Consider the following 15,456-nt stretch of genomic DNA (forward strand, 5'->3'; position numbering starts at 1 on the left):
AGGCGGAAGTCGCTGTCTTTCCTGCTCCGTTCCGTCAGTAATGGGGCGGCGGGGTTTCTTCCGCCTGGCTGGCTATCTGGCCGGGTTGTATTTCCCTGAATTTCTTGCTGAGCAGGCTGAGCTGCTGTTTAAGACGGGCGATTTCGCCGCCCTGGGCGGTAATCTCTTGATTAAGCAGGTCGATGGTGTCGTCCTGAAAGGCCAGCCTGGTTTCCAGCTGCTCCAGTCGTTGCAGCAGTTCGTCATTCATCATGGTGTTCTCTGTTGGTTATGGTCCAGGTTTCCGCCAGGCCGGCAGAGCTGGCACTGTAAAGCTGGTCGGGTGCGGTAAAGGCAACACTATACACCATGGCACTGGCTGGCCTCAGCTGAGTGTGCAGTCCTACTTGCCATTGTTTCAGGTGAGCCCCATCGCTGAGTTGCCATAAATCCAGCCGGCGGGCAGTGCCGCCGGTGGCAAGACGATTCCGGGCGGCGTCAATGCGGGCGCTGACAAAGGTCTGACCTCGGGCCGGTACCTCAAGCTGTGCCTGCAGCTCACCGCCGGGCAGGCGGTGTACTTGCCCTTGTCCCTGAGCATCGGCACTGAAGGCGTAACGCCCGCCCTGATCCAGAGTCACCAGATTGACACTGTTCTCATGCTGCCAGTCCGCCAGCATGGCAGCATTCTCTGTTTGCCAGAAAATCACCCTGCCATCCTGACTGGCGCTTAAGGCATACTGGCCGTTGGCAGATAAATCCAGGCTGTTAATGACATCGTCATGACCGAGAAACAGCAGCCGGCGGCCGCTGTTCAGCTCCACAAATTCCACCTCGCCGCTGTGGTAGCCCAGTAACAGTGCCTGGCCACTGTCGGCCAGCGACAAGGCCCGCAGGGTATGATCCAGGCTGTAAAATCCCAGGTTCCGGCCACTTTCCAGCGACCAGACTGCCACGGTTTGTTCAGTGGCGGTGGCAGCCGTGTGACCGTCAGGGCTGATGGCCAGCAAGACCACGGGATCGGTTTCTTTCCCCTGGTGCCACTGATACAACGGGGCTGCGTCGCCCTGCTGCCAGACCTGTACCGGACCATTGCCGGGGGCAACCAGGGTAAAATGGCCATTGGTCTGTGCTGCCAATATGCTGCCAGTGGAAAGCGGCTGACGGCTCAGGGGCGGCTCTGCAGAGTCACAACCGGAGAGGGTCAGGACAATGATTGCCGCAGCAACAAGGCTGGGGCGGTTTTTTGCCGAGAAAGGGTTTCGCATGGACAAGTTGCAAGGTTAGTATAAATCCCTGAGTATAAGTCTCTCATTTTCCAAGGTGTCTGTGCACCCGATTCGGAGTTGATAATGAAAAAGCTGTTACAGGTCAGTTTGCTGGCAACCGCCGTGATGGCGGGGTTAAGTGGTTGTAATGAAGAGCAGGCTGCCTCTGTGGCACCGGCAGACAAGGCTGCTCCGGCGGCAGAAAACGCCACTGCTGCTGAAAACAAAACCGCTGAAAATACAGTGGCACCGTCAGCCGAAGGTTCTGCGGAGCTGGGGAATTTCGAGGACAAGTCAGCCTATGCCATCGGTCTGTCTATGGGCCGTTACATCGGCTCTACCCTGGAGAAGCAGCAGGAGCTGGGGATCACGCTCAATAATGACGTTATTCTGCAGGGTGTAAAAGATGGCTTCGGTACCGATGCCAAAATGACCGAAGAGGAAGTCAAGCAGGCGCTGATGGATTACGACACTCATATCAACGAGCTGATCGAAACCAAATCCAAGGAAGAAGCTGCGGCCACGCTGAAAGAAGGTCAGGAGTTTCTGGAGAAAAACGCCAAGCGTGACGGCGTTCAGGTCACCGAATCCGGCCTGCAATATGAAGTGCTGACCGATGCCGAAGGTGACAAGCCGGCGGCAGAAGATGTGGTGACTGTGCATTACACCGGTACCCTGATTGACGGTACTACCTTTGACAGTTCGGTAGAGCGTGGTGAGCCCGCCAGCTTCCCGCTGAATCAGGTTATTCCGGGTTGGACTGAAGGTGTTCAGCTGATGCCGGTCGGTGCCAAGTACAAGTTCTTTATTCCCGCTGATCTGGCCTATGGTGAAACCGGTGCCGGTAGCATTCCCGGCAATGCCGTGCTGATTTTTGAAGTTGAGCTGCTGGAGATTGAAAAGGCGGCCGATGCAGAAGAAGCCGTTGCTGCGCAGAAGGAAGAAGCTACTCAACAGTAATGATTGAGTCGGCACCGACGGTGCCGGATTGAGCAAGGAGCAATTGTTGCCAGCTTTCGGGCTGGGCCAGCAATTGCTCCTTTTGTTTTCTGGGCAAGCGCTTAAGCCGGTATTCCAGTTTCAGCGCGACAGACTTGCCGGCGACCGGTTGTTGCCAGACCAGCGTGGCGGGGCGACGTGCCCAGACATAGCGCGAGGCGCGCCCTCGTACTTCATTGTGTTCATGGCAGCGGCGGACGGGATCAAGTGTAATCCCTCCGTACAGGCTGTTATCCCGGCAGCGTAGCAGATAAAGGTACCATTGAGCGGTGAACGCAGCATCAGTCATGGAATGGGTTACAATCGAAACGTGAATGTCAGCAAATGCTAACGGGGTTTGGTATGAAAGCAAATGGAAACGGTCAGGCAGCACTGCTGGGCGGGCTTATCGCTCTTGGCCTGATATGGGGTGGCAGCTATCTGAAGGATGCTGTGCAAATCTGGAAGCAGTCTGATCGGGTGGTGTCGGTCAAGGGCCTGGCTGAGCGGGAGGTGCAGGCGGATCTGGTGTTATGGCCGCTCAGCTTTTCGGTGTCGGCCGATAGTCTGGAAAGTCTTTACACTGCCATTGATAAAGACAGAAATAACATTACCGGGTTTTTATTACAGCAGGGTTTTGAGCAAAGCGAACTGAGCTTTTCCGCGCCAGTGGTGAATGATGTCTGGGCCAATCAGTATGGTCAGCAGCGGGCACCTCAGCGCTATCGTGCTGATGCCGTGTTGCTGGTACGCAGCCACAAGGTTGCACTGGTTAAAAATGCGCAGCCAGCGGTGGCCGGGCTGGTGAGCCAGGGGGTCTTGCTGACCCAGAACTATGAGCATAAAACCCAGTATATTTTTACCGGCCTCAACGATATTAAACCCGACATGATCGCTGACGCAACGGCCAATGCCAGGGAAGCGGCCCGCCAGTTTGCCAGTGATGCCGATGCTCAGGTGGGTGGTATCCGCTCGGCTCAGCAGGGCTATTTTTCCATTACCGATCTGGACAGTTATACACCCGAAATTAAGAAAATCCGGGTTGTGACCAGTGTGGAATACTTGCTGGAATGAGTCAGTTAACCTCAAGTTTCCGCTGCTGCGGCGGATAACACAGGCCGTATCCGCAGCCCTGATAATGCAGCATCAGATGGCCATCAGAGGAGCCGTTCAACAAGGGCAATTCCAGTGCAAGCTGCTCGCGGTAAACCTGGCTTTTACCGAAATACTCGTCTTCATAAGGTTCTCCGGCGGGCAATTGCCATTGACCCAGTGCGAGGCCTTCCGGTTCAATGTGCAGCTTGTCGCGATACAGGTAGGCACCGGGGGCGATATCAATATTCAGCTGCAGGGCGTGTTGATGGCGTTCCAAGCTGACGGCAAAGGCCTCGTCTACCGTCATAATGTGGTCTTCGGGCGGTGCTGACACAGTTAAATGCTTCAGTGCAAAAGGGGCCAGTATCAGTAATAATCCGGCCATAGCGGCAATAAACAAGGCAGGTTTCAAAATATGTCTCCTGTGGCCGGCTGAATATCGGCATTTGAAAAAGGGGTTGCACGTCCCCATTTGCATTAACTTGACCCATTGTAAGCCGTTAACGGCAAAAAGAGGTGATTGTGGGCAGAATACTGTTATTTTTTATTGGTGCCGGCTTGCTCGAAATTTTCGTGTTTATCGAGGTGGGCTCGGCCATCGGTGCCTGGAGCACCATCGCCCTGATCCTGCTGACGGCCATTATCGGCCTCAGTCTGGTGCGTATTCAGGGCCTGCAAACCCTGATGGAAGCTCAGCAAAAAGTTAATCGTGGCGAAACACCCGCCCGGGAAATGGTCTCTGGCATGATGCTGGCGTTGAGTGGCGTACTGTTGCTGTTGCCGGGGTTTGTGACCGACTTTGCCGGTGTATTACTGTTGTTGCCGCCGGTTCGTACCGCCTTGGCCGATCGTTTTCTGTCCCGGGCACATGTCCGTGGCGATAAGGGCCACACCTTCAGTGCTGAATATTACTATCACACCGAAACTCGTATCCATGAGGATGACGATCGCAAAGGCATCACCTTTGAAGGTGAAGCCGAGCGCAAAGACGAGAAGTAACCTCCCTTGGGGAGCCGGAAGCGATACATGGTGTTTGCTGGTGAGGGCCGTGCGCAATACTCGGCCCATGAATTGGTTGGTAAAAAGTCACAGTCCTGAGCTCTGTTTCTCCAGTTGTTAACTCAGCGGGTGGCGAATACGCCAGGGAAATCGCCGCCAGGCATACAGACAGGCAAGCGTGCCTGCCAGCAGATTGGCCAGCAGGATGCCGGTAAAAATCCCTTCGGCACCGGCCATTCCGGCACCCAGCCAGGCCAGCGGTAACAGCAGGCCAAACAGACGCAGACCGTTTAACATCAGTGAAATGACCGACACCCGCAGACCGTTCAGTGCGGCTCCCAGCAACATAAAGCAGCCCTGTAAGCCATAACTTAGCGGCACCAGTCGCAAATATTGCTGCAACAGTGCACTGACGTCCGGACTGTCGGTGAACCATTCTGCAATCCGGGGTGCCAGCAACCACAGCACCATAAACACAACCAGCTGGAATATCAGTGCAAAGCGCATGGCCAGCAGCAGGCCGTGACGGCTGCGCTCATGCTGACCCGCACCGGTGTTCTGGGAAATAAAGGGAGCCAGCACCGAGCTCAGAGCCATCATCACAATCAGTACCACGGCTTCAATCCGTGAGGCGGCACCGTATGCGGCCACGGTTTCGTTGCCAAAATCCGCCAGCAGTAGCATCAGCAGCGCGGTGGCGACCGGGTTCAAGACGCTGGTAAAAGAAGCGGGAATGGCTACGTGTAACAGCTGACGCCAGTGCGCCAGCATCTGGCGAAAAGCCGGAGGTTGCCAGCTCAGCAGCTGTTCCCTGTGCTGCAATAAATACAGGGCGACCACCATGGCCATCAGCCAGGAGAGGGCCGAGGAAATGGCAGCACCGCGAATGCCGAGGGCCGGAAACGGGCCCAGGCCAAAAATCAGTAAGGGATCCAGCACACCATTTACCAGTCCGGCCACCAGCATCACCAGCCCCGGTGTTTTGGTATCTCCGGTCGCGCGAATTGCCGCATTGCATACCATGGGCACGATCAGCATGGGAGAGGCGGCATACCAGACCACCATGTAATCCTTAATCAGGGGGATTAATTCAGGGCCGGCACCCAGCAAGGCAAACAATATATCCATGCTTGCCAGGCCCAGGCCCGACAAGCCGGCAATCAACAGCAATGACAGCAGCAGGCTGTTGCTGGTAAAGCGGGCGGCTTGTCCATGCTGGCCAGCTCCCAGGGCCTGGCCCAGACTGGCCGACAGGCCGGCACCCAGCCCCATGGCCAGGGAAGTCACCACAAAGGTGACCGGAAAGGTAAAAGTCACCGCCGCCAGCGGCTCTGTTCCCAGCAGGCCAATAAAAAAGGTATCAACCAGATTGAACGCCAGGATTGCTACTATGCCCAGCGCCATGGGGCCGGTCATGCGTGCCAGTTTGGGACCGATGGGAGCAGTGAGCAGAGAGTTGGTGCGTTCCAAAAAATAACCTTTGTGTTGCGGGCGCAGGCCGGAAACATGGCGGCCATGATAACGCCGCTGGTACATGGATTTTAAAAAATTTTTTCCTTGACCTCTTGAAGGCCGGAAATGCGCTCCCATATAGGAAGTCAACGGAACAAGTATCGGCCTTTGGCCGTTTATCTAACAAGGTAACAAAACTCACCAGGAGAGTTATCGATGAACATTCGTCCATTGCATGATCGCGTTATTATCAAGCGTATTGAAGCCGAGGCCAAGTCGGCCGGCGGTATCGTTCTTACCGGCTCTGCCGCAGAGAAATCCACTCGTGGAGAAGTACTGGCAGTGGGTAATGGCCGCACGCTGGACAACGGTGAAGTGAAAGCCATGTCTGTAAAGGTCGGTGACAAGGTGATCTTTAACGAAGGGTTTGGCGTTAAAACCGAGAAGCTGGACGGTCAGGAAGTACTGATCCTGTCTGAAGGCGACATTCTCGCTATCGTCGAAGAATAATCCGGTTCATCCACTTTTAAGGAAGATAAACAATGGCAGCTAAAGACGTAAAATTTGGTAACGACGCCCGTGTAAAAATGCTCAAAGGCGTTAACATCCTGGCCGACGCCGTTAAGGTAACCCTGGGCCCGAAAGGCCGCAACGTGGTACTGGACAAGTCCTTCGGTGCTCCCAATATCACCAAAGATGGTGTGTCAGTGGCCAAGGAAATCGAGCTGGAAGACAAGTTCGAAAACATGGGCGCCCAGATGGTGAAAGAAGTGGCGTCCAAGGCCAACGACGAAGCTGGTGACGGCACTACCACCGCTACCGTGCTGGCCCAGGCCATCGTGAATGAAGGTCTGAAAGCCGTTGCCGCGGGCATGAACCCGATGGATCTGAAGCGCGGTATCGATAAGGCCGTGATTCAGGCGGTGACTGAGCTGAAGAGCCTGTCTGTTGAGTGCAAAGACACCAAGGCCATTGCTCAGGTGGGTACCATCTCTGCCAACTCCGACGAAAAAGTCGGCACCCTGATCGCTGAAGCCATGGAAAAAGTGGGTACCGACGGGGTTATCACTGTTGAGGAAGGCCAGGGCCTGGAAGACGAACTGGACGTGGTAGAAGGCATGCAGTTCGACCGTGGCTACCTGTCTCCCTACTTCATCAACAAGCAGGAAACCGGCACCGTTGAGCTGGAAGACCCCTTCATCCTGCTGGTTGACAAAAAAGTATCCAACATCCGCGAACTGTTGCCGGTACTGGAAGGTGTGGCCAAGCAGAACAAACCGCTGCTGATCGTTGCCGAAGATGTGGAAGGCGAAGCCCTGGCCACGCTGGTAGTCAACAACATGCGTGGTATCGTGAAAGTAGCCGGTGTTAAAGCCCCGGGCTTTGGTGACCGTCGCAAGGCCATGCTGCAGGATATCGCCATTCTGACCGGTGGTACCGTGATCTCCGAAGAAGTGGGTCTGGAGCTGGAAAAAGCCACTCTGGAAGATCTGGGCCGTGCCAAGCGTGTAGTGATCAGCAAAGACAACACCACCATCATTGACGGTGTGGGTGAAGCCGAGACCATCAATGCTCGCGTGGCGCAGATTCGCCAGCAGATCGAAGAGTCTTCTTCCGATTACGACCGTGAGAAGCTGCAAGAGCGTGTGGCCAAACTGGCCGGCGGTGTTGCCGTGATCAAAGTGGGTGCTGCCACCGAAGTAGAAATGAAAGAGAAGAAAGCCCGCGTTGACGACGCCCTGCACGCGACCCGCGCTGCGGTGGAAGAAGGCGTGGTGCCCGGTGGCGGTGTAGCGCTGGTACGTGCTGCGTCCAAGCTGGTTGACCTGACCGGTGACAACGAAGACCAGAACGTGGGTATCAAGGTTGCCCTGCGCGCCATGGAAGCTCCACTGCGTCAGATTGTTACCAATGCCGGTGAAGAAGCCTCTGTGGTGGTTTCCAAGGTTAAGGCCAGCGAAGGCAACAACGGTTACAACGCCGGTAACGACACCTACGGTGACATGCTGGAAATGGGTATCCTGGATCCGACCAAGGTCACCCGTTCTGCGCTGCAGTTCGCCGCTTCTGTAGCTGGTCTGATGATCACCACCGAAGCGATGGTGACCGACCTGCCGAAGGACGATGCCCCGGCCATGCCTGACATGGGTGGTATGGGCGGAATGGGTGGCATGGGCGGCATGATGTGATTTAAATCACACTATTGCCTTTCAGGCTATCCTCAAAAAGCCGGACCGAAAGGTCCGGCTTTTTTTATTTAATGTGCTTCAGGTACCGGTCTTTCAATTACACTTCGGTGACACGAAATGTTTTGGGTATGATGACAGCCTTATCTTGATGGGGGCCGATGAGCCTTTGTAGTTTTCAGGATCTGCCGGCAGCGGCCGCTGCGGCCTAAGGAACGCACTATGAAGCGCATTAGCGTCATTATTCTGTGCCTGATGTCATGGGCAGCCCGGGCGGGCGAACCGGTTATACTGACCATTTCCGGCAACATCGAAAAAGATGGCCATCATTATGAGCAAGTTGAATATACACTGTCTCAGTTGCAGGCGTTGCCGCAAAAAGAAATGGCCATCCTTCACCCCTGGTCCCGGCAGTTTCACACCTATAAGGGGCCGGATCTGTCTGTACTGCTCCAGAGACTGTTTTCCGGAGAGCGGATTAAAACGATTTACCTGCAGGCGCTGAACGGATTCAGTGTGGCTGCAAACTGGCAGGAACTGGCACCTTATCACCCGATACTGGCCTGGAGTGAAGATGAAAAGGTGATGAGCAGACGCGGTAAAGGACCGCTGTGGCTGATGCTGCCCTACGACACTCTGTCCGAGCTGCAGCAGGCGGAGTTTCTGCATTATATGACCTGGCAGCTCAGCCACATTACGGTAAGAACGGAACCCCTGTGAAGCGATTTTTGATCCCGATTCCTGGCACGGATCCCCTGGGGATTTCTCGTTCGGTAAAGCGTGCCGTTATCCCGTTGCTTGTATTATGCATGCTGTTATTTGGTGGGGGGGCTGCCTACTCACTGCAGGGCATAAAACAACATAATATGCTGCTAGAACAGCGCAACTACGAGTTGCCCTGGTCATTGATGCAGCTGAAACTGGAGATGAACCGTTTTCTGGATGGCGTCAGGCTGTTGCATGCGGGGGCCATCAGTCACGATGAGCTGATGCTGCGTTACGATATTTTATGGAGCCGCACACCGGCGTTGCTCAGTAACCAGCTCAGAGATACGCTGACCGACAGGCCCGAACTGTGGCAACTTGTCCAGCAAATTGAAAACCGGGTCAGGTCGATGGAGCCCATGGTGAAGGCCATCCGTCCCGGTATTCCGGAATATCAGTTGCTGCTGGCTGAACTTAGTCCCTATACCGAGCCTCTGTCCCGGACCATGACGGCGACTATGCAAAGTAACGTGCTGTTTTATGCCGAGTATGATCAGGCCTATCAGGAGCTTGGCAGACAGTTGTCTGTCTGTATCGTCAGCCTAGCGGTTTGCGGTTTGCTGCTGCTGGGGATGCTGGGTGCCGAGCTGTGGGGCTATCGCCGCCGGCTGTTGCATGATCCCCTGACCGGGCTGCCCAACCGCTTTTCGCTGCAGCACCGGCTGGAACATTTGATTGTACGCCGCCGGCCATTTTGTCTGACATTGCTGGAGCTGGAAGACTTTTCCCGCATCCGGCAACAATTTGGCTTTAAAGTGGCGGATCTGTTGCAACAGCGGCTGGCGCAGCGGCTGGAGCAATGTCTGTTACCCGGTGAATATCTGTCTTCGCTGGGACGTGATGGTTTGCTCGTGATGACGGAGGGCATGCTGGAACTGAGCGAAATACGCGCTCAGCTGGCACGTATTCGCCAGGAGTTACTTTCTTCTGAAACCATTGGTGGCCATGATTTTTATCCCGCACCTCAAATCGGCGTGGTGTTATATCCGGCGGATGCCGGAAATATGGTGGATTTGCTGGCCCGGGGCGAGCTGGCGCTGGAGTTATGTCGCCGGGATAACCTGCCCTATGTGATTTTCGACCCTTCCATGCTGAAAGACATTGAACGTCGTCAGCAGCTGGCCCGTGATCTGCCGGCGGCACTGGAAAGTGATAGCCTCAGCCTGTACTTCAGTCCGCTGGTCACTCCGGTGGGGCACTGTGCCGGTCTGAGGCTATCGCTGCAATGGCGACATCCTCGCTTTGGTGAAATCACCGATAACGAGCTGGTGCGCATGACCGAACAATACCAGCTGTCGGAGCGTTTATTGCAGTGGGTGATGAACCGGGTGGGCGAATTGCTGCCCGAGTGGCGAGCGGTAAATCCGGGGCTGTTTATCTCTTTACCGTTACCGGCATCGGCATTCCGCTTGTCTTTGCGAGAGCGGCTTGCCCATCTGCTCAATCGCCACGGATTACCCGGAGACGCGCTGGTACTGGAGCTGACGGAAAAGATGATCAGAGAAGCCGGTCCGAAGGCCTCAACACTGCTGAATAGCCTGAACCACCGGGGGATCGGTATTTTGCTGGCCGGGTTCGGCTCCGGGTGCTCGCAATGGGGGCAGTTGCTCCAGCTGCCACTGAACTGGCTGCAGCTGGATGCATCCTGGTGTTGTGGCATTGAGCAGAATGAAGTGGCAAAAGAACAGCTGGGCAGACTGTTTGAACTGGCCCGGGTGCTGAAACTGCCGGTGGTATGCTGTGGGATCAGCAGTGCGGTGGAAGCGGGCCAGGTCACGGCCCTTGGCAACAATGTCCTGTTGCAGGGACCTTATATCAGCACGTCACTGGCCGCTATGGAAGTCAGGGAGTGGCTGGAAAACCGCGGCCCGGCCCGGCTCACCGACTTTGAGATCAATTCAGACGCATAAACTGACTCAGGGTGGAGGCCAGCAACTGGATTTTGTGCACCATGCGTGCCAGCAGCGCCTGATATTCGGTCTCCGAGCTGGATGACAACATTTCCAGTTCATCCGCCAGCTCGGCGACATAGGGCATAAAGTGGTCGGCATGGGTGGTGAACTGACTGTCTTCACGCAGCACGGCGTTGAATTTGGCCTGTCCCTTGGCGCGCAGCGCGGCGAGTTTTTTGTCAGCGTCGATAGCCTGGTGATACAGCTCTTTCAGGGTATCGTTAAGCCGGTCTGTTACCGAGTCGTGCATGCTTTATTCCTTAACAGGTTCAAGATGTAAATCGAGGGGAGTTTTACTGACCTCGCCGCCGACTTCCCGTACCAGACGGGGTACCAGAAAGCCTGGCAGGCGGGCCAGCAGTTGTGCCATCAGGGCTCTTGCCTGTTCGTCACTCACCGCAAAGTGTGCCGCACCGGCTACTTTATCCAGCTGGTGCAGGTAATAGGGCAATACACCTGCTTCAAACAACCGCTCCGAGAGTGCTTCGAGGACATCGGCATTGTCGTTGACTCCGGCCAGCAGCACACTCTGATTCAGCAGAGTAATGCCGGCCCGCTGCCAGCCCTGCAGACGCCTGGCCATGTCATCATCGATTTCGTTGGCGTGGTTAACGTGCAGCACCAGCACCGGGCGCAGCCGGCTCTGATTCAGTCGTTCACGCAGCTCTTCGGTAAGACGGGCCGGAATCACCACCGGCAGCCGGCTGTGAATGCGCAGCCGGCGCAGGTGAGGAATGGCTTCCAGCTCGCTCAGCAGGGCCGCAATGTGGTGGTCCTTGGCCATCAGCGGATCGCCGCCGGACAGGATCACCTCGTTAATTTCCGGGTGGGCGGCAATATAGTTTACGGCCGGCTGCCAGCCGCTCTGGCCGGGGCTGTTATCGGCATAGGGAAAGTGGCGGCGGAAACAGTAACGGCAGTTCACCGCACAACCGCCGCGCAGCACCAGCAGTACCCGGGAGCGATATTTGTGCAGCAGACCGGGCAGAGCACTGTCGTGTTCCTCCAGCGGATCGGTAACAAAGCCCGGTACCTGCGCAAACTCTTCGTTCAGGGGTAACACCTGCCGCAGCAGCGGATCCGACGGGTCGCCCGGGCGCATCTTGTCGGCAAAGGGACGGGGGACGCGCATGGCAAACAATTTACGGGCAGCCAGCCCTTGCTGCCAGGGCGTCGGGTCCAGGCCCAGATAGTCCAGCAACTGTTCTGGGTGAGTAAAGGACTGGCCCAGTTCTTTTTGCCAGGAAATATGTAAATCGCCCGCATTTGGGAGTATCATTGCCGGCATTTTCTGCAACTCTGTCAATCTACGAGGGTAAAATGGCCTCTTATAGTACCAATGAATTCAAGTCCGGTCTCAAGATTATGCTGGACGGCGAGCCTTGTGCCATTATCGAAAACGAATTCGTTAAGCCCGGTAAAGGACAGGCGTTCAATCGCGTGAAGATCCGTCGCCTGCTCAATGGCAAGGTGCTGGAAAAGACCTTCAAGTCCGGCGATAGTGTGGAAGCGGCCGACGTGATGGACGTAGAGCTGGCTTATCTGTACAACGATGGCGAGTTCTATCACTTCATGAACAACGACACCTTTGAACAGATTGCTGCGGATGAAAAAGCCGTGGGCGAGACCAGACTGTGGCTGAAAGAGCAGGATGTCTGCACCCTGACACTGTGGAACAACGCTGCTATCTCCGTGACGCCGCCCAACTTCGTCGAGCTGGAAGTGGTTGAGACCGATCCGGGCCTGAAGGGTGATACCGCCGGTACCGGTGGTAAGCCCGCTACTCTGAGCACTGGTGCGGTGGTTCGTGTGCCGCTGTTTATTCAGATTGGTGAAGTTCTGCGTGTGGATACCCGCTCCGGTGAGTATGTTTCCCGCGTAAAATAAGCTCAGGCTTTACATAAAAAAACGGCGCCTTTCGGCGCCGTTTTTTTATGTAAAGCAGCTGTAAGCCATCAGCTTTAAGCTGTAAGTCAAACATAACCCCTGTGCCAGTAGGCCCGGAGGGCTGTACCAACCGGGCCGATTGCTGATAGCTTACCGCTTATAGCTGTTATTCCTTGCCGTAAACGTTGTTTTCCTGCTCGCGTACGCGAATGAAGGTGGTGCGCTTGGTCAGTTCCTTCAGGCGCTGGGCACCCACATAGGTACAGGTGGAACGCACGCCGCCAAGCACGTCGTTAACGGTGTTGTCGACCGGGCCGCGATAGGCCAGCTCAACCGTTTTTCCTTCCGCTGCACGGTATTTGGCTACCCCGCCGGAATGCTTGTCCATGGCGCTGGCCGAGCTCATGCCGTAGAACTTCATGAACTGCCGGCCATCGCGTTCAATCAATTCGCCACCGCATTCTTCGTGGGCTGCCAGCATACCGCCCAGCATGACAAAGTCGGCACCGCCACCAAAGGCCTTGGCGACATCACCGGGGCAGGTGCAGCCGCCGTCACCGATGATCTGGCCGCCCAGACCATGAGCGGCATCGGCGCACTCGATAATGGCGGACAGCTGAGGATAACCCACACCGGTCTTCACGCGGGTGGTACATACAGAGCCGGGACCAATGCCGACTTTAACAATATCGGCACCGCACAGGATCAGCTCTTCCACCATTTCACCGGTGACGACGTTACCGGCGATGATGGTGTGGCCGGGGCACTGTTCACGCACACGGGAAACAAAGGCAGCAAAGTGTTCGCTGTAACCGTTGGCCACGTCGATGCAGATAAAGCCCAGGTCGTCGGACAGGGAAAGGATCTGCTGCAGTTTTTCAAAGTCACGCTCGGAGGTGCCGGTAGACACAATCACGTGCTTGAGTACGTCAGTGCCGGCGTTGTTAACAAATGCCTGCCATTGTTCAACCGAATAATGTTTGTGAACTGCGGTCAGCATCTCGTGCCCAGCAAGGGCGCGGGCCATTTCAAAGGTGGCCACTGTGTCCATGTTGGCGGCGATAACCGGTACACCGGACCAGCGGCGACCTGAATGCTTAAAGGTGAACTCGCGGTTCAGTTCGACCTGAGAGCGGCTGTTTAGCGTAGAACGCTTGGGGCGAAACAGCACATCCCTAAAGCCCAGTTTCAAGTCTTCTTCGATACGCATTGGTATTACCTCAGTAAATGACAGGCATAAAAAAACCGGGGGTTTTTAGGCCCCCGGTTTTAGGCATTCTAGCCACGGCGAACTTTTTTGCAACAATTCCTGACTTTTAGTTCAGAAGTTTTCTTGTCAGGCTCCGTTAACGTGGCTCACACGCCCTGTTGCTGCTTGTCCGGGCGTGTCAGCGGTGCTTTTATTTTGTGTAAATTTACGCCATTATTGGTCAAACCAAAGGGTGAGGGTGGGGCTATGTTCAGGATTACCGGGCTGGATCATCTGGTGCTGAGGGTGCGCAACCCGCAGCGGATGCTGAACTTTTACTGCAAGGTGCTGGGATGCGCCCTGGAACGGGAAAAAACCGATATCGGGCTTTACCAGTTACGGGCCGGTGATCAGCTCATTGATTTGGTGGATATCCGCGGACCGCTGGGCGGAGATGGTGAAGCGGTTGATCCCTGCCGGGCCAATATGGATCATTTTTGTTTGCGTATTGATCCCTTCGATCCCGATGCCTTGCTCAACTATTTCAGCTTATCGGGGGTGATCTGTGAACCGCCGTCTGTGCGCTATGGTGCCCAGGGTGAAGGCTTGTCCATCTATTTGTTTGATCCTGAAGGCAACCAGATTGAACTGAAAGGCGATATCGGATCTGCCAGTTAAGAGTGATTCCGGCTAAACTCGCCTTTTTGCCGAGTGCCTGTTATGACGATGCCAACCTGGTCTCCTTCCGCTGATCTTGCCCTGCTGCGCCGGCGGGCCGAGCTGCTTCATATTATTCGTACTTTCTTTGCCGGACGAGGCGTACTGGAAGTGGATACGCCGACCATGGCGGCGGCAGGTGTTACGGACCTGCACCTGGAAAACTTCGTGACCGACTTCACTGGCCCGGGCATGGCGCAGGGCCAGACGCTTTACCTGCAGACGTCGCCGGAATTTCATATGAAGCGGCTGTTAGCTGCCGGCTGCGGCCCTATCTATCAGATTTGTAAATCTTACCGTAATGAAGAGTCGGGCCGGCTGCATAATCCGGAGTTCACCATGCTGGAGTGGTACCGTCCGGACTTTGATCATCACCGGTTAATGGATGAAATGGCTGAGTTGCTGCAGTGTGTGCTGGGCTGTGATGAGCCGGTACGCCTCAGTTATGCCATGGCGTTTGAACAAGTGCTTGGGGTATGCCCGCTGAGCGCATCGATGGCGGAGTTGCAGGCTGCTGGCCAGGGGCTGGGGGCTGATGAGTTGGTGGCCCGGGAAGAAGACAGAGACACGCTGCTGCAGCTGTTATTTGCCTTTGGGGTGGAGCCGGTGATTGGTCAGCACTCACCTTGTTTTGTGTATGACTTTCCGGCCAGCCAGGCGGCGCTGGCACGGATCAGCCCTGTTGACGGACGGGTGGCTGAACGGTTTGAGGTTTATTTCAAAGGGATTGAACTGGCCAATGGCTTTCATGAACTGACCGATGCTGCCGAACAGCGTGCCCGCTTTGAACAGGATAATCACTTGCGCCGTGTCAGAGGACTGAAAGAGAAGCCGGTGGATGAATATCTGCTGGCCGCACTGCAGGCGGGATTGCCCGACTGCGCAGGGGTGGCGCTGGGCATTGACCGGCTGATTATGCTGGCACTGGGGGCCGAGCGGCTGGATCAGGTGATTGCTTTTCCGGTTACCCGGGCGTAAAACACCTGCTT

General features: G+C 55.7%; 18 protein-coding genes. 10 read left to right on the forward strand and 8 right to left on the reverse strand.

The window, feature by feature from the left end:
• Positions 1–34: 34 nt before the first annotated feature.
• Both B6S09_RS14365 and B6S09_RS14370 read right to left on the reverse strand, forming a co-directional pair.
• Positions 35–253, reverse strand: a complete 219-nt coding sequence (locus tag B6S09_RS14365) for a SlyX family protein (RefSeq protein WP_094279185.1) — start codon at positions 251–253, stop codon at positions 35–37.
• Entirely contained in the window at positions 243–1,247 is a 1,005-nt protein-coding gene (locus B6S09_RS14370) for a WD40 repeat domain-containing protein (protein ID WP_094279186.1), read from the reverse strand. The genes B6S09_RS14365 and B6S09_RS14370 overlap by 11 nt, the downstream gene beginning before the upstream one ends.
• 84 nt (positions 1,248–1,331) lie before the next feature.
• Here B6S09_RS14370 and fkpA point away from each other — a divergent pair, with 84 nt between their 5' ends.
• A complete protein-coding gene (gene fkpA, locus B6S09_RS14375; protein WP_094279187.1) occupies positions 1,332–2,207 on the forward strand; it encodes an FKBP-type peptidyl-prolyl cis-trans isomerase in 876 nt (291 codons plus the stop codon).
• Here the strand turns inward: fkpA and B6S09_RS14380 are convergent.
• On the reverse strand, positions 2,194–2,535 hold the full coding sequence (locus B6S09_RS14380) for a GIY-YIG nuclease family protein (protein WP_094279188.1): 342 nt from the start codon (positions 2,533–2,535) through the stop codon (positions 2,194–2,196). The genes fkpA and B6S09_RS14380 overlap by 14 nt on opposite strands.
• A gap of 53 nt (positions 2,536–2,588) precedes the next feature.
• On the opposite strand from B6S09_RS14380, the gene B6S09_RS14385 reads away from it, so the two are divergent.
• The gene (locus B6S09_RS14385) at positions 2,589–3,299 is read left to right on the forward strand and encodes an SIMPL domain-containing protein (RefSeq protein WP_094279189.1); all 711 of its coding nucleotides are present in this window, start codon (positions 2,589–2,591) and stop codon (positions 3,297–3,299) included.
• Position 3,300: 1 nt separating this feature from the next.
• Here the strand turns inward: B6S09_RS14385 and B6S09_RS14390 are convergent, their stop codons facing one another.
• A complete protein-coding gene (locus B6S09_RS14390; protein WP_094279190.1) occupies positions 3,301–3,732 on the reverse strand; it encodes a protein-disulfide reductase DsbD domain-containing protein in 432 nt (143 codons plus the stop codon).
• A gap of 110 nt (positions 3,733–3,842) precedes the next feature.
• On the opposite strand from B6S09_RS14390, the gene B6S09_RS14395 reads away from it, so the two are divergent.
• Positions 3,843–4,319, forward strand: a complete 477-nt coding sequence (locus B6S09_RS14395) for an FxsA family protein (RefSeq protein ID WP_243832875.1) — start codon at positions 3,843–3,845, stop codon at positions 4,317–4,319.
• Between the two features lie 117 nt (positions 4,320–4,436).
• On the opposite strand, the gene B6S09_RS14400 is transcribed toward B6S09_RS14395, so the two are convergent.
• A complete protein-coding gene (locus B6S09_RS14400) occupies positions 4,437–5,789 on the reverse strand; it encodes an MATE family efflux transporter (RefSeq protein WP_243832874.1) in 1,353 nt (450 codons plus the stop codon).
• 198 nt (positions 5,790–5,987) lie between these two features.
• On the opposite strand from B6S09_RS14400, the gene B6S09_RS14405 reads away from it, so the two are divergent.
• The 4 genes from B6S09_RS14405 (at position 5,988) to B6S09_RS14420 (ending at position 10,632) form a co-directional block, all read left to right on the forward strand.
• A complete protein-coding gene (locus B6S09_RS14405; RefSeq protein ID WP_094279192.1) occupies positions 5,988–6,281 on the forward strand; it encodes a co-chaperone GroES in 294 nt (97 codons plus the stop codon).
• Between the two features lie 32 nt (positions 6,282–6,313).
• Entirely contained in the window at positions 6,314–7,960 is a 1,647-nt protein-coding gene (gene groL / locus B6S09_RS14410) for a chaperonin GroEL (RefSeq protein WP_094279193.1), read from the forward strand.
• A gap of 219 nt (positions 7,961–8,179) precedes the next feature.
• The gene (locus tag B6S09_RS14415; protein WP_094279194.1) at positions 8,180–8,677 is read left to right on the forward strand and encodes a putative pterin-binding protein; all 498 of its coding nucleotides are present in this window, start codon (positions 8,180–8,182) and stop codon (positions 8,675–8,677) included.
• Positions 8,674–10,632: an EAL domain-containing protein gene (locus B6S09_RS14420; RefSeq protein WP_094279195.1), complete on the forward strand. Its 1,959-nt coding sequence runs from the start codon at positions 8,674–8,676 to the stop codon at positions 10,630–10,632. Before B6S09_RS14415 ends, B6S09_RS14420 begins: the two co-directional genes overlap by 4 nt.
• Here B6S09_RS14420 and B6S09_RS14425 read toward each other — a convergent pair.
• Positions 10,616–10,924, reverse strand: coding sequence for a hypothetical protein (locus tag B6S09_RS14425; RefSeq protein ID WP_094279196.1), 309 nt, complete (start codon positions 10,922–10,924; stop codon positions 10,616–10,618). The two genes, B6S09_RS14420 and B6S09_RS14425, sit on opposite strands and share 17 nt — an antisense overlap.
• 3 nt (positions 10,925–10,927) lie before the next feature.
• Positions 10,928–11,953 carry an EF-P beta-lysylation protein EpmB gene (epmB, locus tag B6S09_RS14430; RefSeq protein WP_243832873.1) on the reverse strand — a complete coding sequence of 342 codons (1,026 nt, stop codon included), beginning with the start codon at positions 11,951–11,953 and terminating at the stop codon, positions 10,928–10,930.
• Between the two features lie 41 nt (positions 11,954–11,994).
• On the opposite strand from epmB, the gene efp reads away from it, so the two are divergent.
• A complete protein-coding gene (gene efp, locus B6S09_RS14435; RefSeq protein WP_094279237.1) occupies positions 11,995–12,561 on the forward strand; it encodes an elongation factor P in 567 nt (188 codons plus the stop codon).
• Positions 12,562–12,727: 166 nt separating this feature from the next.
• On the opposite strand, the gene B6S09_RS14440 is transcribed toward efp, so the two are convergent.
• On the reverse strand, positions 12,728–13,771 hold the full coding sequence (locus B6S09_RS14440) for a GMP reductase (RefSeq protein WP_094279198.1): 1,044 nt from the start codon (positions 13,769–13,771) through the stop codon (positions 12,728–12,730).
• Positions 13,772–14,017: 246 nt separating this feature from the next.
• Here B6S09_RS14440 and B6S09_RS14445 point away from each other — a divergent pair, with 246 nt between their 5' ends.
• Together B6S09_RS14445 and epmA are read left to right on the forward strand one after the other, a co-directional pair.
• Complete coding sequence (locus B6S09_RS14445) at positions 14,018–14,428, forward strand: VOC family protein (protein WP_094279199.1); 411 nt, start codon at positions 14,018–14,020, stop codon at positions 14,426–14,428.
• Between the two features lie 42 nt (positions 14,429–14,470).
• The gene (gene epmA / locus B6S09_RS14450) at positions 14,471–15,445 is read left to right on the forward strand and encodes an elongation factor P--(R)-beta-lysine ligase (protein WP_094279200.1); all 975 of its coding nucleotides are present in this window, start codon (positions 14,471–14,473) and stop codon (positions 15,443–15,445) included.
• The last annotated feature ends 11 nt before the right edge of the window (positions 15,446–15,456 follow it).

This window comes from Oceanimonas baumannii (genome assembly GCF_002245495.1).
GTDB lineage: Bacteria > Pseudomonadota > Gammaproteobacteria > Enterobacterales > Aeromonadaceae > Oceanimonas > Oceanimonas baumannii.

Coding starts and splice junctions, on each gene's coding strand:
- fkpA (WP_094279187.1), top strand. CDS start 1,332: ATGAAAAAGCTGTTACAGGTCAGTTTGCTGGCAACCGCCGTGATGGCG.
- efp (WP_094279237.1), top strand. CDS start 11,995: ATGGCCTCTTATAGTACCAATGAATTCAAGTCCGGTCTCAAGATTATG.
- groL (WP_094279193.1), top strand. CDS start 6,314: ATGGCAGCTAAAGACGTAAAATTTGGTAACGACGCCCGTGTAAAAATG.
- B6S09_RS14440 (WP_094279198.1), bottom strand. CDS start 13,771: ATGCGTATCGAAGAAGACTTGAAACTGGGCTTTAGGGATGTGCTGTTT.
- B6S09_RS14405 (WP_094279192.1), top strand. CDS start 5,988: ATGAACATTCGTCCATTGCATGATCGCGTTATTATCAAGCGTATTGAA.
- B6S09_RS14445 (WP_094279199.1), top strand. CDS start 14,018: ATGTTCAGGATTACCGGGCTGGATCATCTGGTGCTGAGGGTGCGCAAC.
- epmB (WP_243832873.1), bottom strand. CDS start 11,953: ATGATACTCCCAAATGCGGGCGATTTACATATTTCCTGGCAAAAAGAA.
- B6S09_RS14365 (WP_094279185.1), bottom strand. CDS start 253: ATGATGAATGACGAACTGCTGCAACGACTGGAGCAGCTGGAAACCAGG.
- B6S09_RS14370 (WP_094279186.1), bottom strand. CDS start 1,247: ATGCGAAACCCTTTCTCGGCAAAAAACCGCCCCAGCCTTGTTGCTGCG.
- B6S09_RS14380 (WP_094279188.1), bottom strand. CDS start 2,535: ATGACTGATGCTGCGTTCACCGCTCAATGGTACCTTTATCTGCTACGC.
- B6S09_RS14415 (WP_094279194.1), top strand. CDS start 8,180: ATGAAGCGCATTAGCGTCATTATTCTGTGCCTGATGTCATGGGCAGCC.
- B6S09_RS14385 (WP_094279189.1), top strand. CDS start 2,589: ATGAAAGCAAATGGAAACGGTCAGGCAGCACTGCTGGGCGGGCTTATC.
- epmA (WP_094279200.1), top strand. CDS start 14,471: ATGACGATGCCAACCTGGTCTCCTTCCGCTGATCTTGCCCTGCTGCGC.
- B6S09_RS14425 (WP_094279196.1), bottom strand. CDS start 10,924: ATGCACGACTCGGTAACAGACCGGCTTAACGATACCCTGAAAGAGCTG.